Here is a 21,446-nt window from a genome sequence, read left to right as displayed (position 1 = left end):
ACTATATACCTTCAGAAGTAAAATGCAGTACGGCAGGCCCCATCCGGAACCTGCCGCTGTACTTTATAGCCAGGGACTTCCCCTTTATTTCTTTTGGTAAACCGAGTGTCCCAGGAACTCCCACTTTCCATGTCCGGGACGAATAATTTCTCCATTGCCAAGGAATAAGTATCCGCCCGGTTTCAGACACTGGTACAGACCTTTTAGTATCTCCTTTTTCTTCTCCATATCCATATAAACAATAACATTGCGGCAGAATATCACATCATACTTGCTGTCAGGCCACTGCAGTTCAGCCAGATTGTGATAACTGAAATCCACCATATCCTTCAGCTGCTGGGTCACCGTATACGCAGCTCCATCCTTTTTAAAATACCTCATCTTCCAGTCAACCGGCACTTTTACCAGCTGTCTGGGCAGATACTTTCCTTCTTCTCCCTTTGTAAGTTCATGTTTGGCTATATCGGTTCCGGTTATTTCGATTTTGGGAAGTTTCCATCCCCGTCTGCGGCATTCCTCCGCTGTTATGGCAATCGTATAGCATTCCTCACCGGTGGCACATCCTGCACTCCATATGCGGAATACACCTTCTTTTTCTTTTAATCTCTGCAGTACTTCCTGTTCAAGATACCGGAACTGCCCGCTCTCTCTCATAAAGTATGTATAGTTGGTAGCGGTCAGGTCAATTAAATTCTGCTCTGTCTCCGGATCCTTCTGCACTTCCTTTACATATTCCAAAAAACTTTCCAGATGAAGCCGCTCCAGCTCATGCTGAATCCTGCACTGGATCAAATTTCTTTTGTTGGACAGCTTCATTCCATATCTTTTCTGAATGTATTCTGTCAGGGCGTCAAACTCATCTTGATTCATCTCAATCATTTTCTTTACTCCTAAGTTCTACAGAGATCTTAATTCTAATTTTTCAGCTGAGCGCACTCTGCGCGATAAGCTCTACTTTACAACTGTTTGAGATCCTTTTCAAGATATTATTTCATATATAGACATAATTTCAGCAAATTCATTAAAAAAGACTTTCTTTCAATGCTCTGCCATAGATATTTAAATCCTGTAACCTTATCCCGTTCCTCCCGCTTTATAGGTTCGGATAGTATTTTCAATTTCATGATAATCCCGTTCAAACAATTCATCACTGACCTGTGTTTTTAATAACTCTGCCGGAACCTTTTCAATAATTTTATCAATTACAAAAGCCTTGCTTTTTTGTCTGTACTTTGGAAGCTGATTTCGTTCCTGGATATGAGCCAGTTCGGGCCTCCAAAGCAATCGGAGCTTATTTTTCCATACAAGTTTTGGATTCTCCCCGGGACTTCGCAGCATATAAAAATCGACCGCATCTCCTGTTTCTTCTGCTGTAATAATCCCCCACCATGCAGGAATTTTCTCTTCAATATGCAGTGCATGCCTGGAACCCACAACTGCATAGTTATAGTCAAAAAACTGGTCATAATCCCTGATCTGCCTTTGAAGCCGGGCATAAGTATCCGCATCACTTTTAATCTCAATTCCAAATACAGAGTCCTCTGTGACCATGACAATATCGGCCCGCGACCGTCCCATCTGTTTTTCTTCAATGATTCTTATTTTTGCGTAACGCTCTTCCAGAAAGTCAAAAAGAGGCTCCCGAATGTCTTTGTCGTACAGCATGAATTTTTCTCCATTATCTCCAGCCGGCTCTGAAAAGGCCTCCTGCAGAAGACATTAATTCTAATCCTGAATTCCATATAAAATTATGAAGTTCAAGCTTTTCCTTTTATCAGTTCCAGGTTAATATTTTCAGCCACTGATAAATGTCGGTTCAGCAGTTCCTCAAGCTCTGCCCTGTCCCGCTTTTCAAGGGCAGCCATGATCCCCTTATGTTCCCCGATTGTCTCCTGCATCCTTCCTTCCCGTGTGAAAGAAAGAACATTCTGCCAAAAAATACGGTGCATATACTCTTCATATAAATGCAGCATTGCTGTATTTTCCAGGAATTCTACAATGCTTTGATGGAATTCACAATCAATTCTGGCAAATTCCTCGCTGGAACCGTTTGTTTCTATCAAGTTTTGCTGCTGTTTAATCTTTGCCCTCAGATCGATCAAACATTTCTGGGCATTGGGTGAATCAAAATCTGCAACCAGCTGTTTTAAACAAAAGGTTTCAATGGCATTCCGTATCTGATAAGTCTCCCTTATATCATCCTCCATCATTTCATGAATCATAAATCCTTTGCTTGGATAAACATCAATGTACCGCTCCTGCTCCAGACGTAAGACAGCATCCCTTAGAGGTGTTTTTGAAATCCCCAGTTCCTCTGCAACCTTTTTTTGAGAATAGATAACCCCATGCTCCAGCTTATCATTCAGTATAAGATCTTTCAGATAATCATAGGCTTTCGACTGCAACAGCTGTGTACTTTTCATACTACTACCTCTTCTTCTATAAAAACCGCTTCATATTGTTAACAATTACCTAATACTATACCATATCTTTCTGAATCTTTCATCATCTGTATGTTCCTCAAGGTCATTAAATTCATAACAAAAAGACATCCCTTTTTCCGATACTTCCGGAAAAAAGGATGCCCATAAAATCACAGATTCTTAAAAAATTATTTTATAAAGCATGGCCGCAAGAAACGCTCCGATCAAAGGGCCTGCTATAGGAACCCAGGCATATCCCCAGTTTGATCCTCCCTTATTTTTGATGGGCACCAATGTATAAATAATACGGGGCATAAGATCTCTTGCAGGGTTGATCGCATATCCGGTCAGCCCGCCGAAAGACATGACTCCTCCTGCCACTCCGCAGAATACAAAGAACATTGCCACCCCATTTGCCGGATTCTGATGTCCAAGAGAAAGCAGGACAAACATCAGGCAAAAGGTTGCCATAATCTCCGACAGACAATTCCTCCAGGAATTCCGAATGGACGGACCGGTGGTAAAAACACCGAGTGTAGTACCTTGGTTTTCCTCTTCATCCAAATGATCTTTATACAGCTGCCAGACAATCAGTGCCCCGATGGCGGCCCCAATACATTGTGAGATGATATATCCCGGAACAAGACTTCCGCTTAAACTTCCTGCTGCCCAAAATCCTACTGTCACCGCCGGATTGCAGTGTGCTCCGGATACTGGTCCAAAACAGACTGCTACTGTCACCATGGAGACACCCCATCCGAGAGCCGCTACAATGCCGCCGGCTCCGCACATGCCGGATTTGCTCAAGGAGATATTGGCGCACACCCCCAATCCTAACACCATAAATAACGCAGTTCCAACCAATTCTGCGAGATATAGATTCATATGTTCCATCTGCCGCTCCTTCCTAAACCGCTCATTTATCTGCGGATCAATTCCTCAACAGCCTCTTTCAGCGTAGAAGACTCCCCTACATTTCCCGGGAAAATAATATATGGGATCCTGGGGAACTTACTTTGTTCATCTGTCTGCCAGACTGGGATCCCCGGCTTGATCTGCCCCATAACATTTGCTTTTTTCACTGAAAGCGCTTTTGTACCTATATCACTGGATGTAATGCCCCCTTTTGCCACCACAAATGCAGGAACTATGTTCAACTTTCCCACCAAAGCCTGAACCCCCTGTGATATTTTAACGGACCGTAAGAGGGCTTCCATTTTGCTGTCGTTATCAACTGTCAGAAGCCTGCGTTTTGTAAAACATACCGCAGTCTTTCCGGACGCAATGATCTGTTCACTGAGGCTGACTACCCGCCTGATCTCGGCGTCAAAAGCCTGTTCTCCCTTAAGCACCAGATCTGAGTCAAACTCAATTCCTGTTACCTCTGTCAATGTCAAAAGTTCCTTTAACTGAGCCGTCGTCTTATTAGTATGAGATCCTACTACCACAATTCCTCCATGATTTGTGTCTGCAGTTATCATTTCTTTTCTGGTCAAAAGATCCCGATCTGAAACTCCACCGATCACCTTCACCAAAGATGCAGCTGAACGAAATAAAAATGTCTTTCCTTTTTCCATTGCCCGATAGAGTGCAGTACAAAATACTTTAAGGTCACAATAATCAACTGCATTGACAATCACTTTATGAAAGTTCTCAGCTGCCATCAGCCTCTGCTCAATTTCTGCATAGCTGCAATTTCTGAGCATTTCAAGGGAAATGCAGATCGTATCTCCGGCCTTAAACGCCCCTTTATTTTTTTCTTCCACATACTCTCTCAAATCTGAACTCCGGTATCCGAACGTCTTATCTTTGGCGAATTCCGTCTCCCCGGCTGGTATTAGCATTCCGCTGTCTTTTACATAATGAATATTATCAATCGTATATCTTCCGCCTTCTTTGAAAAAGAAACACAGAATTTCCCCGTCTACAAAATGATTCCCATGCTTTTCCACAGCTTCTTTTAAAACATTGGTTTCTAAAGGATAATGTCCCCTTAGTGTAGAATCACTCCTGCTGATTAATACATATTTCTGGTTCATCTCCTGTGAAATTTCCTGCGCTGTGCGGGCAATTTCTTCATGCACCTGCCTAGTCTGTTCCGGTGTCATGGATCTGGAATTGGTCAATATGTAAAACAGCCTGTTTTCTTCCAGAAATCCTTTTCTCATACTGGCTTTCGACCAGTCTGTGTATACAGAAACATCATGCACAGTCTGTATTCCAGTAGGGTCATCATCTAAAACAACAAATTTAATCTGACTTTTGTTCATCTCTTTATTCAGCAGTCTGTCAATCTCTCTTTCATCAACCGGCACGTACTGCTTTAAAACCTCTGCAGACATATATTCAGCCATTATCACTCACCTCTCATCATCCTCTCTTTTGATTTTTACTTCTGTCTGTGCAAGATCCTCAAAGTATTGGATGATTCCTGCATGATCGTCGTTCATATGTCCTGAAACCTTCAGTGCCTGAAACACCTCAAAAAGCTGGCTTGTAAACGGCACCGGCACATCAATTTCGTGGGCCGTCTCAACTACATTCTTAATGTCCTTGTGATTTATAGAAATTTTTCCTCCCGGCTTAAAGTTTCTGTCAAGAATCATTGGCAGCTTCGCTTCTAAAACAGCACTTCCGGCTAATCCGCCTCTGATGGCCTCAAATACTTTGGACGGATCTGCACCGGCCTTTGCGGCAAGCACAAAAGCTTCTGAAACCGCGGCAATATTCATGTTTACAATCACCTGATTTGCAAGCTTTGTAATGCTGCCGCTTCCGCTGCCACCAATCAGCAGTGCAGAAGATCCCATAATATCAAAATACAGAGACAGTCTGTCAAAAGCATCCTGGTCGCCTCCCGCCATTATGGCAAGAGATCCCGAAACGGCACCCGGTTCCCCTCCGCTTACCGGAGCATCCACAAAGCTGACTCCCAGCTTTTTTAATCTTACATAACATTCTTTAGACTGGACGGGAGTTACCGAACTCATGTCGCATACGACCGTTCCTTTCCGAATCGTGGAGGCGATTCCTTCTTTTCCGAAAACAGCATCTTTTACAACCGTCCCGTTTGGAAGAATCATAAATATAATGCCGCATTCCTTTCCAATTTGTGCTTTTGTTCCTTTCAAAGCTCCCAGGTCTGTCATCTGTTTTACTGTCTGATCATTCAGGTCATTCACCATCAGTTCTATACCTGCGTTTTTTAAATTAACCGCCATTGGGAGTCCCATGATCCCAAGCCCTACAAATCCTACTTTTGTCATTTTCATTCTCCTGTCATATCTCTTTAATCTCTGCCATACATACAACCTGGCTGGAATCCAGTCCTTCAATCCTCAGCGGTGCATTAATAAAATTAAGTATCTCTGCATCTCTGGGAAGTTCTGAAAGATGCATATCTTCAATCCCTGTCACAAATTTTCCTGTATAAAATCCAAGAATATTTCTGTGGCAGTCCGGAGGAAGCTCCCCTTCCGGTACTTTAGAGGATGGTGATCCGATAGCCAGAAAATCCATTCCGATACCTTTTAAATTCGGAAAATTTTCCGAAAGGTAAATCCCTGCACTTGGTGCAATATATGGCCCTTCCTTTTGATATCTTTCCGGCTCTGTAAACTTATACTGCTCAAATCCTGTACGGATCAGTGCAAAGGATACCTGTGATAAAACATCAGCGAAAGGTTCCAGATCCTCTCTCGTAATTCCCTGCGCATCGCTTTTGGGTATTTCTAAAAGTGCGGTTTTCTTATGAAAGAAATACTCTATAGGTAATTCATTGATACTTATTCCGTTTTTAACAAAGTGTCTTGGGGCATCCATGTGAGTCCCGAAATGATTAGGCAAAGTGCTTATGAAGGAACAAAACGGACAATCCTCAGATACGTCTGTCATCTGCTCTACCTTTATAACCGGTTCTCCCGGCCATGCCAGTCCTTCAGGATCTAACTTGTGTGATAAAAATAAATACATTGCAGCTACCTCCTTCTCTCTAAAAAATTATTAAATTCCAGCTCTGTTGATACGATTAGTATACCGGTATATCGGTATATCAGTCAATCATTTTCTGATATTTTGTACTATTTATATATCAATTTCATTAATTTATTGTGCATAATTACATATAATTTTATTTTTTCAAAAGAAAAAAGCCCCTCTATGTTAAAAATCATAAAGAGACTTTTGATGCAATTTACTTTTCACTATCTATCTTGATACTTTCTTATAAACTCAGCAGCTTATCTGCCCCACGGGCAGTCCGCTCTGTCACCCGGTCAAAATGTCCTCCCGGATTTATTTCATACAGTACATTAAAATCTTCTCTCCAATGCTGCACCAGAGCTTCTGTACATTCCTTCACCTTTGACATTCGGCGGTTTTTCACTTTATGCTCACGGCTTCCCAATGAAACGTACATCACGGTATCCTGCTTTTGGGGATTGTGTTCTAACGCATATTCTTTCCATCCGTCAAACCAGAAAGAAGCTGACATCATGCCTGCCCTCCCGAACAAATCTGTATGATACATTACATAAGAAGCAAATAACCCGGCCATAGAGTATCCGGCAATTCCCCGGTCTTTGACTTCATAGGACAGCAGAAATTCAGCTTTGGGTACGATCTCCTTCACAAATAACTCCAGATAGACGGCTGCTCCCCCTGCAAAGTTATCTCCGGATGCAAATGTCCTGTCTGCCGGCCACGGAGAAAAATCTCTGTTCCAATCGTTTCCTGTAACACTGATGAGAACACACCGTTCCTTTAACTGTGCACATATCTTTTCAGCTTCTCCCGGAAACGTGTGGATCCAGATCACCGGATCGTTTTCTTCTGCATTCTCATCAAAAACCTTAATCTCATAATCTCTGATTTTAAGCTGTTTCATTTTTCCAACTTCTTTCCCATCAGCTCATAATAAAAAATATACTGCTGCATAACACCTTCACACCCGCTGTATCTTTCTGCCGGGAATCCGTCTGGGTAATGTCCTTCCAGAGCCTGTCTGATATGAGTATCTACCGGAAATGCCTCGAAGTGATGCAGGGCAAACAGACAGATACAGTCCGCAACCTTTTCTCCGATGCCGTACAGTTTCATTAATTCAGCTTTTGCCTCCTGATACGGCATCCGCCTCACCTCATCCAGAGAAACCTCTCCTGATGCCAGGCTCTTTGCAGTCCGAACGACATATTTACTCCGATAACCTAAATTACAGTCTTTTAGAGCATCTTCAGGAAGCTCTGCCAATGCCTCTGCTGTCGGGAATGTATAGTACATATTTCCAAATCGGTCAGATCTTTGTTCACCATAACACTCACAAATATTATCAATGCACCGGCGGATGCGGACAATATTATTTTGCTGTGAGATTAAAAATGAAACAATCATCTCCCATAAATCCTGTTTCAAAATACGGATCCCATATCCAAACTTTGAAGCCTTCTTAAGGTATAGGTCTCCGCTGTCAATAGAATCCATATATTCTTTGTAGTCTCTGCTCAGATCAAAGTATTCCTTCCAAAACGTTTCATATTTGTCTTCATCACAGTCAAACATGCAGTGTTTTCCTGACTGTGTCACTTCCAAATATTCATCTCCTGCAATGACCGTATATGTATTATCATTCTTCTGCCTCATGCGGAAACACTGGCCGGAATCGCAGATCTGTGCGATGTCAAAATAGTCTAAATCTTTTGTAATCATAAAACTCCTTATAAAGACGGCTTAATAAACTGCACATTACCTATATATGTATATGGTTTTACATTAAACTTTCCATATTTACGGGAACCATTTTGCTAACATCGGCTAGTGCTTGAACATTCAATCATCTATCATTAATAAAAATCTATTATACAAACATTCATATCTTTGTTTCAAAATGGATTCCAGTCACTTATAGTTATTTCTAATACCCCTCATTAAAGCCCATAAAAACAGCCTCCATCTGAGTTCCAATCACTTATAGTTATTTCTAATACAACCCTCCAAATTGTGTTATCTGTTTCCTGGACTTGTTCCAATCACTTATAGTTATTTCTAATACATTAACGAAACTAGATTTATCCAGCTTTAATACAAAGTTCCAATCACTTATAGTTATTTCTAATACGTCTCTCCCAGAAGATCCTGTTCGGAAAACTCCAAGTTCCAATCACTTATAGTTATTTCTAATACGGTGCACTCAGAAAAGAGATCGAGATTATTGACGAGTTCCAATCACTTATAGTTATTTCTAATACACAGCCTGCAAAGACTACATCTGCAAAAACAATCAAGTTCCAATCACTTATAGTTATTTCTAATACTTAGTGTGTTTCAAGACATCTGGAAAATCTGCATAAGTTCCAATCACTTATAGTTATTTCTAATACACAAACCAGATAACAAAAAGACATGGATACATAACGGTTCCAATCACTTATAGTTATTTCTAATACCATCATGCCCTAATTTCTCTTCTGCCTTTTCTGTAAGTTCCAATCACTTATAGTTATTTCTAATACTCAGCTGGAATGATCCATCTCGGAAAGATAAAGAAAGTTCCAATCACTTATAGTTATTTCTAATACCTTGTGTAATCGTTCAGGCCGTCTAAGCGGCCTTGTTCCAATCACTTATAGTTATTTCTAATACAAATACAGAAAAATATATGGATGGAGCAAGTTTTATGTTCCAATCACTTATAGTTATTTCTAATACGGATATATAAATACCCTTATCCGCCGGACCACAAACAAGTTCCAATCACTTATAGTTATTTCTAATACGACAACTCCTCCTGCATGTGTGTACTTACCCTTATAGTTCCAATCACTTATAGTTATTTCTAATACCAAGATAGCTGTAACCTGCACCGTTGAGTAATTCAAGTTCCAATCACTTATAGTTATTTCTAATACCTTCCAATGGCAACGGAAGACCCTGCTGGATATCTTAGTTCCAATCACTTATAGTTATTTCTAATACGATTTGTATCTGATTTAGAAAAATCAACTTATCTTGAGTTCCAATCACTTATAGTTATTTCTAATACGTTTGAATTCAGTGAAATATGATGCATATCGTATTTGTTCCAATCACTTATAGTTATTTCTAATACATTATAGTCAGGAATCCATCCTCTTTCGATTCTATTGTTCCAATCACTTATAGTTATTTCTAATACTGAATCCACCTATAAGATTTCGATGAAGCTGTTTAAAGTTCCAATCACTTATAGTTATTTCTAATACCCATTTCTATCTCATAATACCACACTTCTTTCATAATGGAAACCGTCCCCTATTTTAGCATTGACCCTATTTATCCGCATAAAAACATAATTCCCTCAAAGGTCGATCCCCAGCTATTTTTACACTATTATAGGTCGACCTCACAAAATAATTTTCTGTTCATTTTTCTCAATACCTATCACTTCTCTTTTTGAATAATTCAAACTATTAAATCTATAAATAATAACAGAATCCGTTTCTTTATCGATAACTTGTTTTAACTCTAATTTTAACTTTTTTAAATTAGCTTCACCTATATCTCCTTCAAAGACTGAATTCTGTATCCATGTCAAATACTTTCTGCAGACCTTTAATGCTTTTGCTACTTTCCTATCCGTCACATCATATACTAAAATTACGAACATCCAACTCCCCCTTACCATTGTCCCACAAAACCATCATAATCAACGCCCTCAGTAATCAATTTCTGCAGTTTATATAATTCCAAACGGATGATCCGTTTATAGGTAACTGGCCTGCCGATTCCTTTATGCTGTATTGTTGTCATCAACTTACGGTTATACTCTTCAATAAATTTTTTCCTTCCAGTATTTTTTAGAAGAATACCTCCATAATTTTCATCAAAATCTTTATCAGTAATTACTTTTTTATTTAATACCGAAAAAATCACACGGTCAACTATAATTGGTTTAAAAATTTCAGCCATATCGAGATTCAAGGAAAACTTTCTGGCATTTGTTGAATGCAGATATCCTATTCTTGGATCAAGATTCGTTTCATAAATTTCACTTAACACAGTTGTATACATCATTGAATTTCCAAAACTAATTAGAGCATTGATCTTATCTCTCGGCGGACGTCTTGTTCTTCCTTTAAATTCAAATGTTTGATTTTGAATAATCTCATTAAATGCTTTGTAATATTGTTCTCTGATGTTTCCCTCGTAGGCCATTAGGGCCTCTGTATCCTCTGCTCTTTCTAACTGGACAAGTTTATCCTCTATATCAGAAATATAAATATCTACACTTTTTCCTCTTTTTTTATAATACTTTAATACAACCAAAATATTTTCAATCGCTGTGTGAATCAACTTTTTGGCAAGTATCATCCTTTTCCCATCATCCAGGTACGCCTCCGCCTGTTTTAAGATTACAAAACCCGAATTCAGATGCTCTCTTGGATAAAATGTTCCCGTATAATATTCATAATAATTAAAAAAATGAATCAGAATTCCTTTTTGCGACGCATAATCCAGAAATTTTTTATTCAACGTAATCTCACTGAAAACCCAGACAGAATCTAATTCTTCGATAGGCAGATATGTCTTTTTATCAGCCGTCTGGAAATAAAAAGTATTATCTTTTCTTTTGAGTTCACCATCATTAAAAATATAGATATCCTTCTTCATAAACCATCCTCCCTATGCAAAGCAGTACTCTTTGTATCCACAATTTCTGCAAAATGGTATCTTTTTGGGTAAAGGCGGTTTCTCCGCCTCTGTTATTTTTATAATATTTTTTTCTATATGATTTATTTCATCTTCTAGGGATTCCGTCAATTCGATGTCAACTCTCTTTTTTTCTGTAGGATAAAGCAGGATAAAGCAGCTGTCCTCTGGCATAAATTCCTGCATTCTTAAGAACTTTTCAAAAAAAAGCAAGCTGATATTTTGATGACTTCTTTGTTTCTCCAATAACAATCTCATCTTTATTCTTAAAAATAACATCAAATCTTACATTTCCAAACAAAACTTCTTTTTCGTTTCTTTGAAATGAATGTTCATGCATAAAACGTCCAATATCAATATTCTCATCCTTCTGGTCCGGCAAAATATTATGAGCCATCATCCATACTTCCCTTTTACATATCTTATAGAACCAGATAAGTGTTCCGTTTACTTCCATGCCTGCTCCTCCTTTATTACAATATCAAGAATTCTTCACTATTCTCTCTTATAAACCCAGTATCTTCTGAATAAAACATATCACACCCTTCTTTTGGCAGTGTCCATAAAACTTCCTGTTTTAAATGATTGATTTTTGATGCGTACTTTGCTGGTATAGATAAAGTGTATTCTGACATAGCTTTTTTCAGCTTTAGCTGCATTTGATGTCTTTCTCTCATATCCTGAGTATGCAGCATCGTGCAAAACTGCTCATACAAAGACTCTGCCGTTTCATCAATCTGTAAAAATACTTCTAGATAATCCCGTTCATTATCAATTAGTCTGAACTTTTGCACAGAAAAATCTGACTGATCAAAATTCAGCTTTTTTATTGATTCAATAAATTTTTTTGCTTTATCTTTATTAATATTTTTCTGCAATTTCTCAAAGTATTGATTAATTACCTCCAGATAGTCTTCTTCCAAGAGTAATTTTTCTTTGTATGGTTTTAAAAGTTCTTGAGTTATCTCAAGATAAGTATGTTCATAGACCATACTGCAGTATAAGGTACCTGTATGATTGAGTAAATTAATAACATCTGTTATTTTCCGGCCTTTTAAACCGTTACGATTTTCCCGGCCGGCAGCCTGAACGATCGCCTCAAACGGGGCCATGTCCCGAATTACATGATCAAAATCAAAATCCACTCCAGCTTCCACTACCTGGGTAGATATCACTATAAGATATTCTCCATTTTTTAATTTTTCACTGATCATCTTTATTCTCTGAGTCCTATGAATCGGCAATAAATTAGCAGACAGATAAATGACCTCTCTGTCCAGATCTTCCAGTAACTTATATAAATCTAAAGATTCCTGGATCGTATTACAAATTATTAAATATGATTCTTCCTCTATTCCCTGAATAAAGCCTTCAGAAAACTCCTCCAATGTTATTTTCTCCGGATGAAATCTCACCCCTGTTCTTTGAAACATACGGAAATACCTTTGTGCATCCCCCAGCAGTTCCTTAGAATCTTGCAGCAAGATTGGTTTGGTCGCTGTCATCATAATGATTTTGCAGCCTAATTCTTCCGAGGCCTTCTGAAGCACAAAATCTATCGTTTCCATTAACTTAGGGGGGAATGCCTGAACTTCGTCAATCAATAGAATAGAGTGGGCAATGGAATGAAATTTTTTTAGCATACGATTCCTGTTGCTGATCAACGTTTCCATAAGCTGTACAAAGGTAGTCACAACAATCCCGGAAGACCAGTTTTCCAACAGCATTTCTGCCTGCATTGTGTTTACATTGTAAGTTTTCTCCGTATACTCTACTTCCGCTAAAGAGTGGTGCTGAATCAAATATGCACTTTCACATGTTTCAAAATCCTTTACTGATTTCTTCAATAAATCATGAATCACTTGATAATTCTGTTCAATGATTGACCGGAATGGAAGCGAATAAATAATGGTTCTGTTGTCTCCGAGCAATGCTCTAAGTTTTTCTGCTGCAAAAAAGCCGCAAAAAGTTTTTCCCGTTCCTGTAGGCGCTGTAATTGAAAATGCAGAATAGTCCTTTGCATAAATCTTTAGTTGTTTTTGTACTATATTAAAAATTTCAGTTCGGATGGAATTTAATTGAAAGTTTTTCTTTCCTCCATTTTCAATCATTTTTAATCGTGCAGTGTTTAATGTTTCGTATGGCGCAATACGTATAGGAATATTTTCGGTCCTCGATGCACTAAACTTATCTGCTGCAATAAGCGCAGAATACAACTCTAAAAACTGAAAATATTTTCGGTAATCCGGATTGTCATCCAGCTCAAACGACTCATCGTCTAATTCTTCTATAATCTCATCCAAATTTGCTGATATGAGAAATTCTTCCACACTGTCTCCCAGCCCAAAGATTTCGTAGTCTATTTTTATCTCTTCCAAATGTTCTATCATATCCCTTCTTTGGATCTCCAGATCTGCGAAGCCGCCTTTTTCTTTGGGCTTTTTTATTTTTTCAGATAAACTCGAAAGGCTTCCGTGATGACTAAGAATGGCATGATAAACAAACAGGGGAAGACTATCGTCTTCCCCCGTCCGCAAAGTATCCGGATTCTGTATTACAATATATGCTCCCAAAAGCGCAGAAATATGGCTATGCCAAGTAAGTGTTGATCCTGATGTTCCTTCCCTCAAATAGCTTTGAAAAAAGGATGTATACTTGCCAAAATCATGGCAGACGCTTACAATTTTACAAACTTCACCGAACTTATTTCTGCTGAATATTTTTGCCTTATCCCACGTCTCCTGCAAATGATTAATCAGCAGTTTATCTGGATTTCTATGTGAATAGTATTCCATATATCCTCCTATAAAAATGTCACATATTCTGTTTTATCTGAATATGTAACCTTTAAGACTTCATTTGTAACCTGCATGTTAATACATTGGCCTCCGGTTTCCATCAAATAAGACTCCGTCTCCTGAAGATACCGTTCGTGGTTGAAATACCGGGGCATTTTTTCTCTGCTCAGCAAAAGAGGTTTTGAAAAAAAATCTACTGAATCTTCTATAATCTCATTAATCTTTGTTACCGTGCAGATTTCTATCGGTTCTTTTATAGATTCCAATAACTCTGTATCGGCCTCTTTTTTACACAGCATACATTGAAACGGTGCAGTTCCCATATAAGGAGTGTAGAAAAATTGTCCTTGGTCCAGTCTGCGCTCCATCTCCTCCATGAATTCTTTATCTTCATTCCAAAAATAAATACGGTACCGTACTTCTTTTTCATTAGTCAAAACTTCAAAAGGGATCTGTGTATGAACCTCTGGGCGGCGAAAATCACCCTTGCTCAGTATTTTTAAATAGTTTAATGTCTGGAGCACCTTCCTGTTCTTTGAAAGAATCTGAACACCAATTTTCGCTCTTTCAGGAGTAAACATCTCATAGTAGCTGTCTCTCTCAAATCCCATGACAGATGCTATCAAACCATAAATTGTGGTCCTGGGCGGCACAGAATAACTCAGAGAAGAGGAATTTGTTTCATATCTTCGAAAGTGGGCAAACTTCCCGCTGATATCAAAAATCAAAAATTTCATTTACTCACCTGATTTCACATAACTCAAACTCTTTTAACATTTCTCCAATTTCTTTTTTCTCTCCTCTGAACATTAAATTCAACTGAGAATTACAATAATAATAAATTTTTTGAATTTTCTCTTTGTTGTTTGTCAACAGCTGCACCAGATCTGCCATTTCCAGTTCCACATCCTGTATTCCACTTAAATCTTTCTTATTTTTCAGTACAATATAATCTCTTAAATCTCCCAAAATTGTCTCTGCATTATTATATTCCACACGTAAGTATAATCTTGGATACTGCCCTATTTTGCTTCTTGTTACCTGCAGAGGAATGGCATATTTCATCGCTTCATCCATCAATATAACATCCTCTTCACGAAGTTTTGTATGTTCTGCCCTATGTGCAGAGATCACTCCGGAAAATGCAAGAAAAGAGTACCTCACTCTATAATCCTTGCCAATGGCTCCCTGTTTTTTACTTTCAGAGGATGCAAATTGGGATGTAATGCTTGCTTCAATCAGCTCCACATCATTCAGCGAATATCCCCAATTAAACTGAACCGGACCTGTAAAGTGCATGTTATTATTCTTAATCGGCATAGTCGCACCAAACAGACGGACATCAGCAAAAGAATCCAGTACCTGATCTTCTGTTTTCAGCTCCTTGTCAGCTACACGTTTTTCTGCAGTCACAGATTCTCCATCCACCTTCTGGACATACAGCTCATGTCCTTTTTCCATGAAATAATCACGAATATATCTTTTTAAACGCAGATCTGTCACAATATTTTGATTGTCTATCATCCTTGGCCGATTTTCTTCATCTGGATCTCCATTAGTATTTGTTAGTTTTGCATCATATAAATATAACATTTCACTATTAACCATTATCCTTTACTCCTTCCACAGTTTTTGTATTTTTGTTTGTATTTGTTATCACATCTAAAGTAATAAAATTATAGCCTGAAAGAATGTAAAACAGATTCTCTTCGCTGCTCAGTGTTTTTTTACAAATATAAAACTGTGTAAAATATGCCAGGTACTTTTCATTATCCCCAAACAATTTTTCCTGAAAAACCTTTGCCTGCAGAGTCTCCGCCAGTTTTCTGACTTTTTCCGGATCCATCCCATTAAAATTCAATTTTTTATATATTGGTTTTGATGAAGTATTTTTGTATTGTGCCACACCAACATTGGCCACCACACAGCCAAGGAAAAATAATGCCGTCTGTTCTTCTGTATATCCTGCTTTTTGTATGTACTGTTTTATATTCTCATCTACCGATAGCCGCCCAACATCCATAGCATTCTCTCCCTTCATATTTCCAATCAACCTTAAAAATTTCAGCAGCGCAGTATGCTGCATTCCCTGGAATTCTGCCTGAACAGAATCTTTCTCATTCTTCTTAATATTAAATCCTTCTTTTTCATATCGAAGAACCCCCTGTGCCTTGACCATTTTAGAAATTAATTCTTTTTCACTCAGTTTCCTTCCGGTTAATATAGCCTCATACAGGTCAAGAATCCATCGAAACTGTGTCAAATCTCTTTTTTTATTCTCTCTGACAGCAAACAAATAAAAGATCAAATTTAAATTTAGAAAAGTTCTTATCTTGTCCTTAAAAAAATATCTGTTATACTCCATGTTGATCTCTTCCAGTCCCTGTTCTATCTGCTCAAACCTGGATGGATGAACATCTTGTATAAACTTTTGGACTTTAATGCCTGCATGTACATTTTTATAGAAAACAAAATTCAGCAGATAGTAAGACTTTGGCCGTTTCTTTTTCACAACACGATCCATTTTACTCTGAAAATAGGTAAGGCTCTTAAAATTCTTTATGGTATTAAAATCGAACTTAACTTCTTCACATCGTTTCTCCAGCCTTATTTTATCTAACGGCTCTCCTAAAATAAAATGTGGATACATGTATAACTGACAATTTGCAAGAGTCATACTCAAATTATTTTTAATGTAGGTTTCTCCTGCCAAATATGCATTTAGACAGTCCTGACACAACACCATATTTTTCTCATAATTTTTCTTGTCAGCATTACTGGCAAATCCACATAGATTCATTGTATATGTCTTTATTATCCCCAAATTAATATCTGAAGTCAGCTTGTCCTCTGTACCACAGTAGAAGCAATGTGTTCCCTCTGCTGTCTTCTTCTTTTTAAGAGAAGAATGTTTTTCCTTTAAAACTTTCTTTGCATACTGCTCTGTTGTGGATAAAACTTTTCCGTCAATCTCTATTAAAGATAGTGCAATATCTTTAAATTTTATAGTTCCTCCTTCTTCTATACACTTTTTCAGCTGCTGGCGTAATGCATTTTTTAAAACTTTTTTTCTCTCTGGAAGTGATTTTAGTTTATATTCTTCATTGACTTTTTGAATATCAAAACTACATCCCGGGATTTTTTGAAAGTCTAATGCATATCGATTTTTATTGTTTGTGAACTCGTCTCCCAAATCCACAAAGAAATATTGCTTAATAAAGTCCAGCTTTTGATTTAAGGCTTCGCCAAAATCCTTCTCACATAAATTAGGGATTGTTTCCGACAGATGATAATCCGAATTTTTTACTGCCGCATACCATTGTGATGAATTCCCTCCGGAGGACTTGCCTATATATCGATATTTCCGGGTGCTCTCCTGACTGACCATTTCCGCCGTATCCAATCTGAGTGTTCCTTGAACTGTATCAAAACAATACTTTAAAATATACATCTGCCTGTCCTGCTTCACAGATGGTATATCTTGAATCATCGTTTCAATTAATTCTTCTCCCTGAGAAACAATTTTCCCAATCTGTATAATCCCTTCCTGCATATCAGCCAAGCCCCCTTGTTAATTAATCCTTAATACAGCTCCAAACCCCAAAGCATTTCGTCCCCCTAATCCTGCTTCCAACGCAGCCTTAATTAATTCCTGTGATCCAGATAGTTTAAATATTCCATCCCATCCTTTGATAACATTATTTTTATATATTAATACTTTTTCTCTTCCATTCTTTATAAGCTGAATAGAAAAATCATCATCTTTGGGCTCTGTTCCGTGAAACGCCTTATATTTGTGCAGCAGATTATTCTTGATAAGATCGCTGTACTCTGCTTCTTTGGGTGAATAATAATATCTTTTTTGGGCTCCATTTTTTAGTTCAAAAGTAGAATACATTACAATAGGGCTTAGAGTCTTCACCAGACAAGGACTCGTATACCGTTCTTCTATCATATCAATGGATGAAAGCTCCAATGAATAATTACCAAGCCGAAGTGTTTTTCCCGAAAGAATATTATTCAGTATATACTTCATATACTTCGGATCATAGGACGATAAATATAGATGTATTTCATCTTTAAAGATTATATTTTTATTTTGTTGATCCATATAAAATTTCCCAAAGATTCTGGAATGAGTTTCCATCTTATATGTTCTTTTATGATCTTTAAAACCACAATCATGCAGAAATCGCTGGTAATCCCTGTCATTTATCCAATTTAACAAAGCAGCCTGAACAATAGTCTGATAGTTGATTGGAAGGCATATATCCGTTTTTAGTGGAAATGTCAGTTTGTATTTCATTATAATCTCCTAGTTATTTCCATAAAATCACTCATAGTATTCATTCTCTAATATACTCACTTTATCAAGCACAAGTTTCAATCACTTATCAATCACAATAAAATATACTCTTATAATACCAATATATGGGTTAAATTTCAATATAGTGCAGACATGAATACAATATATATGTATAAAATAATATTTTTTTACAATATTTATTTTAACACTCCATTGGATTCAACTATTTTAATGAAAGAGTATATTAAATGCTATAATGAAAAAGGGGGCTAGCGCCTATGGCATTTCTAATACTTTGTCGGTTCACTTGGCGGGGGCAAGTCATTCTGGTTTCAATCGCCTATGGCATTTCTAATACTTCCTTTCTTTTTCCCCATTCTTACTACTTCCTCAGTTTCAATCGCCTATGGCATTTCTAATACTGAGTGTTCTGTTCCACTTCACAGAGTTTTTCTTTGTTTCAATCGCCTATGGCATTTCTAATACCTGATGGCTTAAAAACGTGCGCCATGGTTTCCCGAGTTTCAATCGCCTATGGCATTTCTAATACACCGATCATAAACCTGTGTCTTTTGTTCTTCTGAGTTTCAATCGCCTATGGCATTTCTAATACTTTTGTCCCGAGGACTGATCGGACGCGGAGAAGCCGGTTTCAATCGCCTATGGCATTTCTAATACTTGATGAACTGAACACACTGAATCCGAAAGATGAGTTTCAATCGCCTATGGCATTTCTAATACTTTGTTGTAGTCTTTGTATACGTCCCCCTCCTGCGAGGTTTCAATCGCCTATGGCATTTCTAATACTGTTAAAATTAGATGTTGCTGTTTTAATCAAATAGAGTTTCAATCGCCTATGGCATTTCTAATACATGCTGAGTGGGGACAAGATGAGGGTGAAATCATAAGTTTCAATCGCCTATGGCATTTCTAATACTTACTTCTCCTTCTTCATCCCGTACACGTACAAGAGTTTCAATCGCCTATGGCATTTCTAATACTCGGTGAAAACATATATGTTACCTCCTTTATTTCACGTTTCAATCGCCTATGGCATTTCTAATACGGTAAAATAGGTATGATTTTAAGTGGGACATTTACATGTTTCAATCGCCTATGGCATTTCTAATACGCATATGCAGCAGATAAATACAAGTACTGTAAGTAAGTTTCAATCGCCTATGGCATTTCTAATACCCATTTCCTACGCATAAAATAGCCCTTTCACAAAAATAACTATTCTTACCAAAAAGTATTCCTTATCTCTTAAAGCTGCATAAGTACATGCTTTCTTAATTGGTCGATCCCCTATACTTTTTACACTATTATAGGTCGACCTCTACAGAATATGATACTATAACCAATATTCATTTTCTATATAAATCCAATTTTTCTAAATTAAAACATTATTCCATCAATTCTCCTCCCACAAGATTAATGGACTGGCCCGTCAGATAACTTGAACTGTCCGTTGATAAAAAGACTGCTGCATCCGTTACATTTTTAAGATCTACCAGCTTATGCATCGGAATATTTTTTTCAAAATACGGAAGCACTTCTTCTGGATCCATATTTCGTTTCTTTGCATACTCATATTTTAACTTTGCCCACATCTCTGTCGGAACAATTCCCGGACAGATCGTATTCACCCGGATACCCTTATCTGCAAACTCTTTTGCAATAGACTGGGACAAGCCCTGAACACCATATTTGCTGGCACAGTAAACAGTCTGCCAGGAACTTGGTTTTTTCCCGGACAGAGATGACATATTAACAATCGTTCCCCCGTATTCTAACATCGCTTTGACAGCAGCCTGACAGCATAAGAAGGTTCCTTTCAGATTGACGTTCATAGTAAGATCCCACAATTCCTCACTGCTCTCCAAAAACGGAGCCATCTTGGATACCCCGGCGGAATTGATCCATGAGTTTATTCTCCCATACTTTTCGACAGTTCTTTTGGTACTTTCTTCAATCTGATCCTTCTCTGTAACATCCGTCTTATAGAAAACAGCCTCGCCTCCTGCCTTCCTGATCTCATCCACAACCTGCTGTGATTTCTGCTCATCCAGATCAAAAACAGCTATTTTTGCTCCCCGTCCAGCAAATTCTTTTGCTATCGCTGCCCCCATGCCGCTTCCGCCGCCGGTAATTACAGTAACTTTGTCATCCAGCCTTGTCCCATCCATTCCATATCCCTCCTATGTTATCATGTTCGGACATCTGTTCTTTCTATCTATTATACATAGAAATTTTTATTATGTACACGCATGAAAGCCGGGAAATATAAATTCCCCGGCTCTGATTCCCCTGATTCATCTGCACAGACTAGTTCCCGTTTTCCTCCGCCCATATCCTGCACTGCTCAAGCTTAGGAGCCGGATCAAATCCTTCTTCCACTCCCATAGTAGGAAGCATTTCACAAGGAAAATCCGGACAGACTCCGCAGTGGTCAAGTCCTTTTCCTTCACAGCAGGATTTTACTTTGCACTCGCCTCCCCAAAATGGCTGCTTCATTTCTGTACATCCCTTACAGTGTACCTGTTCTTTCCGTTCACATGAATTGCAGCACACACCGCATCTTGATTCAAACATATCTTATGATCCTCCCACAGTTTTTATCTTACTGTTAAATAGTTTCTTTCAGTTCTTCAACCCATGTCTCCATCGCCTCAGCTAAAATAAGCTGCTGCCGCAGAACGGCCATTCCTGTTTTAGGTATCTCCGGCAAATGCTCTTTTAGATTAATATTTTCTTCGATGTAGCCTTTTAACGTCTTCACATTTTGTTCAATTTCTGTTAAACAGGACTTCTGGCTTTCTTTTGGAAGGCCGTCCAAATTTACAATGACAGCATTAAAGTCGAGAAATATCCTGACAGGTTTTGATGCAATTTCCAGCATGAGTCTTTCAAATTCTTTTTCCCCTGCCTTTGTCAATGAATAAACCGTCTTCTCCGCCATGTTGCCTTCTTTTACAATTTTACCTTCCATAAAGCCTTTTTTCTCAAGCTGAATAACTTTTTTGTATATAGAAGGTGTACTAATTTTCACCCACCTGGATATATTGCGGTACTCTACAATCTTTTGAATATCATAGGCACTGAGAGATTCTTTTTTTAAAATTCCCAATACAATCAGATCAATAGCTGCCATTACATCCTCCTTTTTCACTTGACAACTACTATAAATTATAGTAGTATGTGTCTCACCCCGAAAATACTATAATTTATAGTACT

19 protein-coding genes, 1 pseudogene and 2 CRISPR repeat arrays are annotated in these 21,446 nt (G+C 38.1%); all 20 genes and pseudogenes read right to left on the bottom strand.

Features of this window, described 5'->3' with window-relative positions:
* Positions 1–84: 84 nt before the first annotated feature.
* A complete protein-coding gene (locus KH180_RS00320) occupies positions 85–879 on the bottom strand; it encodes a CheR family methyltransferase (protein ID WP_290755304.1) in 795 nt (264 codons plus the stop codon).
* 195 nt (positions 880–1,074) lie between these two features.
* Positions 1,075–1,665, bottom strand: coding sequence for a sce7726 family protein (locus tag KH180_RS00315; RefSeq protein WP_290755302.1), 591 nt, complete (start codon positions 1,663–1,665; stop codon positions 1,075–1,077).
* Positions 1,666–1,757: 92 nt separating this feature from the next.
* Positions 1,758–2,423: a GntR family transcriptional regulator gene (locus KH180_RS00310; protein ID WP_290755300.1), complete on the bottom strand. Its 666-nt coding sequence runs from the start codon at positions 2,421–2,423 to the stop codon at positions 1,758–1,760.
* Positions 2,424–2,603: 180 nt separating this feature from the next.
* Positions 2,604–3,317, bottom strand: coding sequence for an MIP/aquaporin family protein (locus KH180_RS00305; protein ID WP_330624219.1), 714 nt, complete (start codon positions 3,315–3,317; stop codon positions 2,604–2,606).
* A gap of 26 nt (positions 3,318–3,343) precedes the next feature.
* On the bottom strand, positions 3,344–4,777 hold the full coding sequence (locus KH180_RS00300) for a four-carbon acid sugar kinase family protein (protein WP_290755299.1): 1,434 nt from the start codon (positions 4,775–4,777) through the stop codon (positions 3,344–3,346).
* 6 nt (positions 4,778–4,783) lie between these two features.
* Positions 4,784–5,689 (bottom strand): NAD(P)-binding domain-containing protein, encoded by a 906-nt coding sequence (locus KH180_RS00295; protein WP_290755297.1) that lies wholly within the window; start codon positions 5,687–5,689, stop codon positions 4,784–4,786.
* A 13-nt stretch (positions 5,690–5,702) separates the two neighbouring features.
* Positions 5,703–6,395: a cyclase family protein gene (locus KH180_RS00290; RefSeq protein ID WP_290755294.1), complete on the bottom strand. Its 693-nt coding sequence runs from the start codon at positions 6,393–6,395 to the stop codon at positions 5,703–5,705.
* A 250-nt stretch (positions 6,396–6,645) separates the two neighbouring features.
* On the bottom strand, positions 6,646–7,308 hold the full coding sequence (locus tag KH180_RS00285; protein ID WP_290755291.1) for an alpha/beta hydrolase: 663 nt from the start codon (positions 7,306–7,308) through the stop codon (positions 6,646–6,648).
* Positions 7,305–8,126, bottom strand: coding sequence for a DNA-3-methyladenine glycosylase family protein (locus KH180_RS00280; RefSeq protein ID WP_290755288.1), 822 nt, complete (start codon positions 8,124–8,126; stop codon positions 7,305–7,307). Before KH180_RS00280 ends, KH180_RS00285 begins: the two co-directional genes overlap by 4 nt.
* A 182-nt stretch (positions 8,127–8,308) precedes the next feature.
* A CRISPR array of direct repeats spans positions 8,309–9,658; the repeat unit is 30 nt; unit sequence GTTCCAATCACTTATAGTTATTTCTAATAC.
* Between the two features lie 140 nt (positions 9,659–9,798).
* Positions 9,799–10,062 carry a CRISPR-associated endonuclease Cas2 gene (gene cas2 / locus KH180_RS00275; RefSeq protein ID WP_290755286.1) on the bottom strand — a complete coding sequence of 88 codons (264 nt, stop codon included), beginning with the start codon at positions 10,060–10,062 and terminating at the stop codon, positions 9,799–9,801.
* 11 nt (positions 10,063–10,073) lie between these two features.
* Positions 10,074–11,066 (bottom strand): type I-B CRISPR-associated endonuclease Cas1b, encoded by a 993-nt coding sequence (gene cas1b / locus KH180_RS00270; protein ID WP_290755284.1) that lies wholly within the window; start codon positions 11,064–11,066, stop codon positions 10,074–10,076.
* A 12-nt stretch (positions 11,067–11,078) separates the two neighbouring features.
* Positions 11,079–11,502, bottom strand: a pseudogene (locus KH180_RS16915) (CRISPR-associated protein Cas4).
* Positions 11,503–11,578: 76 nt separating this feature from the next.
* Positions 11,579–13,900, bottom strand: a complete 2,322-nt coding sequence (gene cas3, locus KH180_RS00255) for a CRISPR-associated helicase Cas3' (RefSeq protein ID WP_290755278.1) — start codon at positions 13,898–13,900, stop codon at positions 11,579–11,581.
* An 8-nt stretch (positions 13,901–13,908) separates the two neighbouring features.
* On the bottom strand, positions 13,909–14,640 hold the full coding sequence (gene cas5b / locus KH180_RS00250; protein WP_290755275.1) for a type I-B CRISPR-associated protein Cas5b: 732 nt from the start codon (positions 14,638–14,640) through the stop codon (positions 13,909–13,911).
* Between the two features lie 4 nt (positions 14,641–14,644).
* The gene (gene cas7b / locus KH180_RS00245; RefSeq protein ID WP_290755272.1) at positions 14,645–15,511 is read right to left on the bottom strand and encodes a type I-B CRISPR-associated protein Cas7/Csh2; all 867 of its coding nucleotides are present in this window, start codon (positions 15,509–15,511) and stop codon (positions 14,645–14,647) included.
* Complete coding sequence (locus tag KH180_RS00240) at positions 15,504–17,456, bottom strand: TM1802 family CRISPR-associated protein (RefSeq protein WP_290755269.1); 1,953 nt, start codon at positions 17,454–17,456, stop codon at positions 15,504–15,506. Before KH180_RS00240 ends, cas7b begins: the two co-directional genes overlap by 8 nt.
* 18 nt (positions 17,457–17,474) lie before the next feature.
* The gene (gene cas6, locus KH180_RS00235; RefSeq protein ID WP_290755266.1) at positions 17,475–18,209 is read right to left on the bottom strand and encodes a CRISPR-associated endoribonuclease Cas6; all 735 of its coding nucleotides are present in this window, start codon (positions 18,207–18,209) and stop codon (positions 17,475–17,477) included.
* Between the two features lie 265 nt (positions 18,210–18,474).
* Positions 18,475–19,406: direct repeats of the CRISPR family, unit length 29 nt; unit sequence GTTTCAATCGCCTATGGCATTTCTAATAC.
* 209 nt (positions 19,407–19,615) lie between these two features.
* Complete coding sequence (locus KH180_RS00230) at positions 19,616–20,398, bottom strand: SDR family NAD(P)-dependent oxidoreductase (RefSeq protein WP_290755263.1); 783 nt, start codon at positions 20,396–20,398, stop codon at positions 19,616–19,618.
* A gap of 139 nt (positions 20,399–20,537) precedes the next feature.
* Positions 20,538–20,804 carry a DUF3795 domain-containing protein gene (locus tag KH180_RS00225; RefSeq protein WP_290755260.1) on the bottom strand — a complete coding sequence of 89 codons (267 nt, stop codon included), beginning with the start codon at positions 20,802–20,804 and terminating at the stop codon, positions 20,538–20,540.
* Positions 20,805–20,838: 34 nt separating this feature from the next.
* Complete coding sequence (locus KH180_RS00220) at positions 20,839–21,363, bottom strand: PadR family transcriptional regulator (protein WP_290755257.1); 525 nt, start codon at positions 21,361–21,363, stop codon at positions 20,839–20,841.
* Positions 21,364–21,446: the final 83 nt, after the last annotated feature.

The sequence above is a fragment of the Anaerostipes sp. genome (genome assembly GCF_018381315.1).
Classification (GTDB): Bacteria; Bacillota; Clostridia; order Lachnospirales; family Lachnospiraceae; genus Anaerostipes.
Note: the sequence above shows the minus strand (reverse complement) of the source record. Positions and strands in the feature narration are given on the sequence as shown.

Coding starts and splice junctions, on each gene's coding strand:
- KH180_RS00320 (WP_290755304.1), bottom strand. CDS start 879: ATGATTGAGATGAATCAAGATGAGTTTGACGCCCTGACAGAATACATT.
- KH180_RS00315 (WP_290755302.1), bottom strand. CDS start 1,665: ATGCTGTACGACAAAGACATTCGGGAGCCTCTTTTTGACTTTCTGGAA.
- KH180_RS00310 (WP_290755300.1), bottom strand. CDS start 2,423: ATGAAAAGTACACAGCTGTTGCAGTCGAAAGCCTATGATTATCTGAAA.
- KH180_RS00305 (WP_330624219.1), bottom strand. CDS start 3,317: ATGGAACATATGAATCTATATCTCGCAGAATTGGTTGGAACTGCGTTA.
- KH180_RS00300 (WP_290755299.1), bottom strand. CDS start 4,777: ATGGCTGAATATATGTCTGCAGAGGTTTTAAAGCAGTACGTGCCGGTT.
- KH180_RS00295 (WP_290755297.1), bottom strand. CDS start 5,689: ATGACAAAAGTAGGATTTGTAGGGCTTGGGATCATGGGACTCCCAATG.
- KH180_RS00290 (WP_290755294.1), bottom strand. CDS start 6,395: ATGTATTTATTTTTATCACACAAGTTAGATCCTGAAGGACTGGCATGG.
- KH180_RS00285 (WP_290755291.1), bottom strand. CDS start 7,308: ATGAAACAGCTTAAAATCAGAGATTATGAGATTAAGGTTTTTGATGAG.
- KH180_RS00280 (WP_290755288.1), bottom strand. CDS start 8,126: ATGATTACAAAAGATTTAGACTATTTTGACATCGCACAGATCTGCGAT.
- cas2 (WP_290755286.1), bottom strand. CDS start 10,062: ATGTTCGTAATTTTAGTATATGATGTGACGGATAGGAAAGTAGCAAAA.
- cas1b (WP_290755284.1), bottom strand. CDS start 11,066: ATGAAGAAGGATATCTATATTTTTAATGATGGTGAACTCAAAAGAAAA.
- cas3 (WP_290755278.1), bottom strand. CDS start 13,900: ATGGAATACTATTCACATAGAAATCCAGATAAACTGCTGATTAATCAT.
- cas5b (WP_290755275.1), bottom strand. CDS start 14,640: ATGAAATTTTTGATTTTTGATATCAGCGGGAAGTTTGCCCACTTTCGA.
- cas7b (WP_290755272.1), bottom strand. CDS start 15,511: ATGGTTAATAGTGAAATGTTATATTTATATGATGCAAAACTAACAAAT.
- KH180_RS00240 (WP_290755269.1), bottom strand. CDS start 17,456: ATGCAGGAAGGGATTATACAGATTGGGAAAATTGTTTCTCAGGGAGAA.
- cas6 (WP_290755266.1), bottom strand. CDS start 18,209: ATGAAATACAAACTGACATTTCCACTAAAAACGGATATATGCCTTCCA.
- KH180_RS00230 (WP_290755263.1), bottom strand. CDS start 20,398: ATGGATGGGACAAGGCTGGATGACAAAGTTACTGTAATTACCGGCGGC.
- KH180_RS00225 (WP_290755260.1), bottom strand. CDS start 20,804: ATGTTTGAATCAAGATGCGGTGTGTGCTGCAATTCATGTGAACGGAAA.
- KH180_RS00220 (WP_290755257.1), bottom strand. CDS start 21,363: ATGGCAGCTATTGATCTGATTGTATTGGGAATTTTAAAAAAAGAATCT.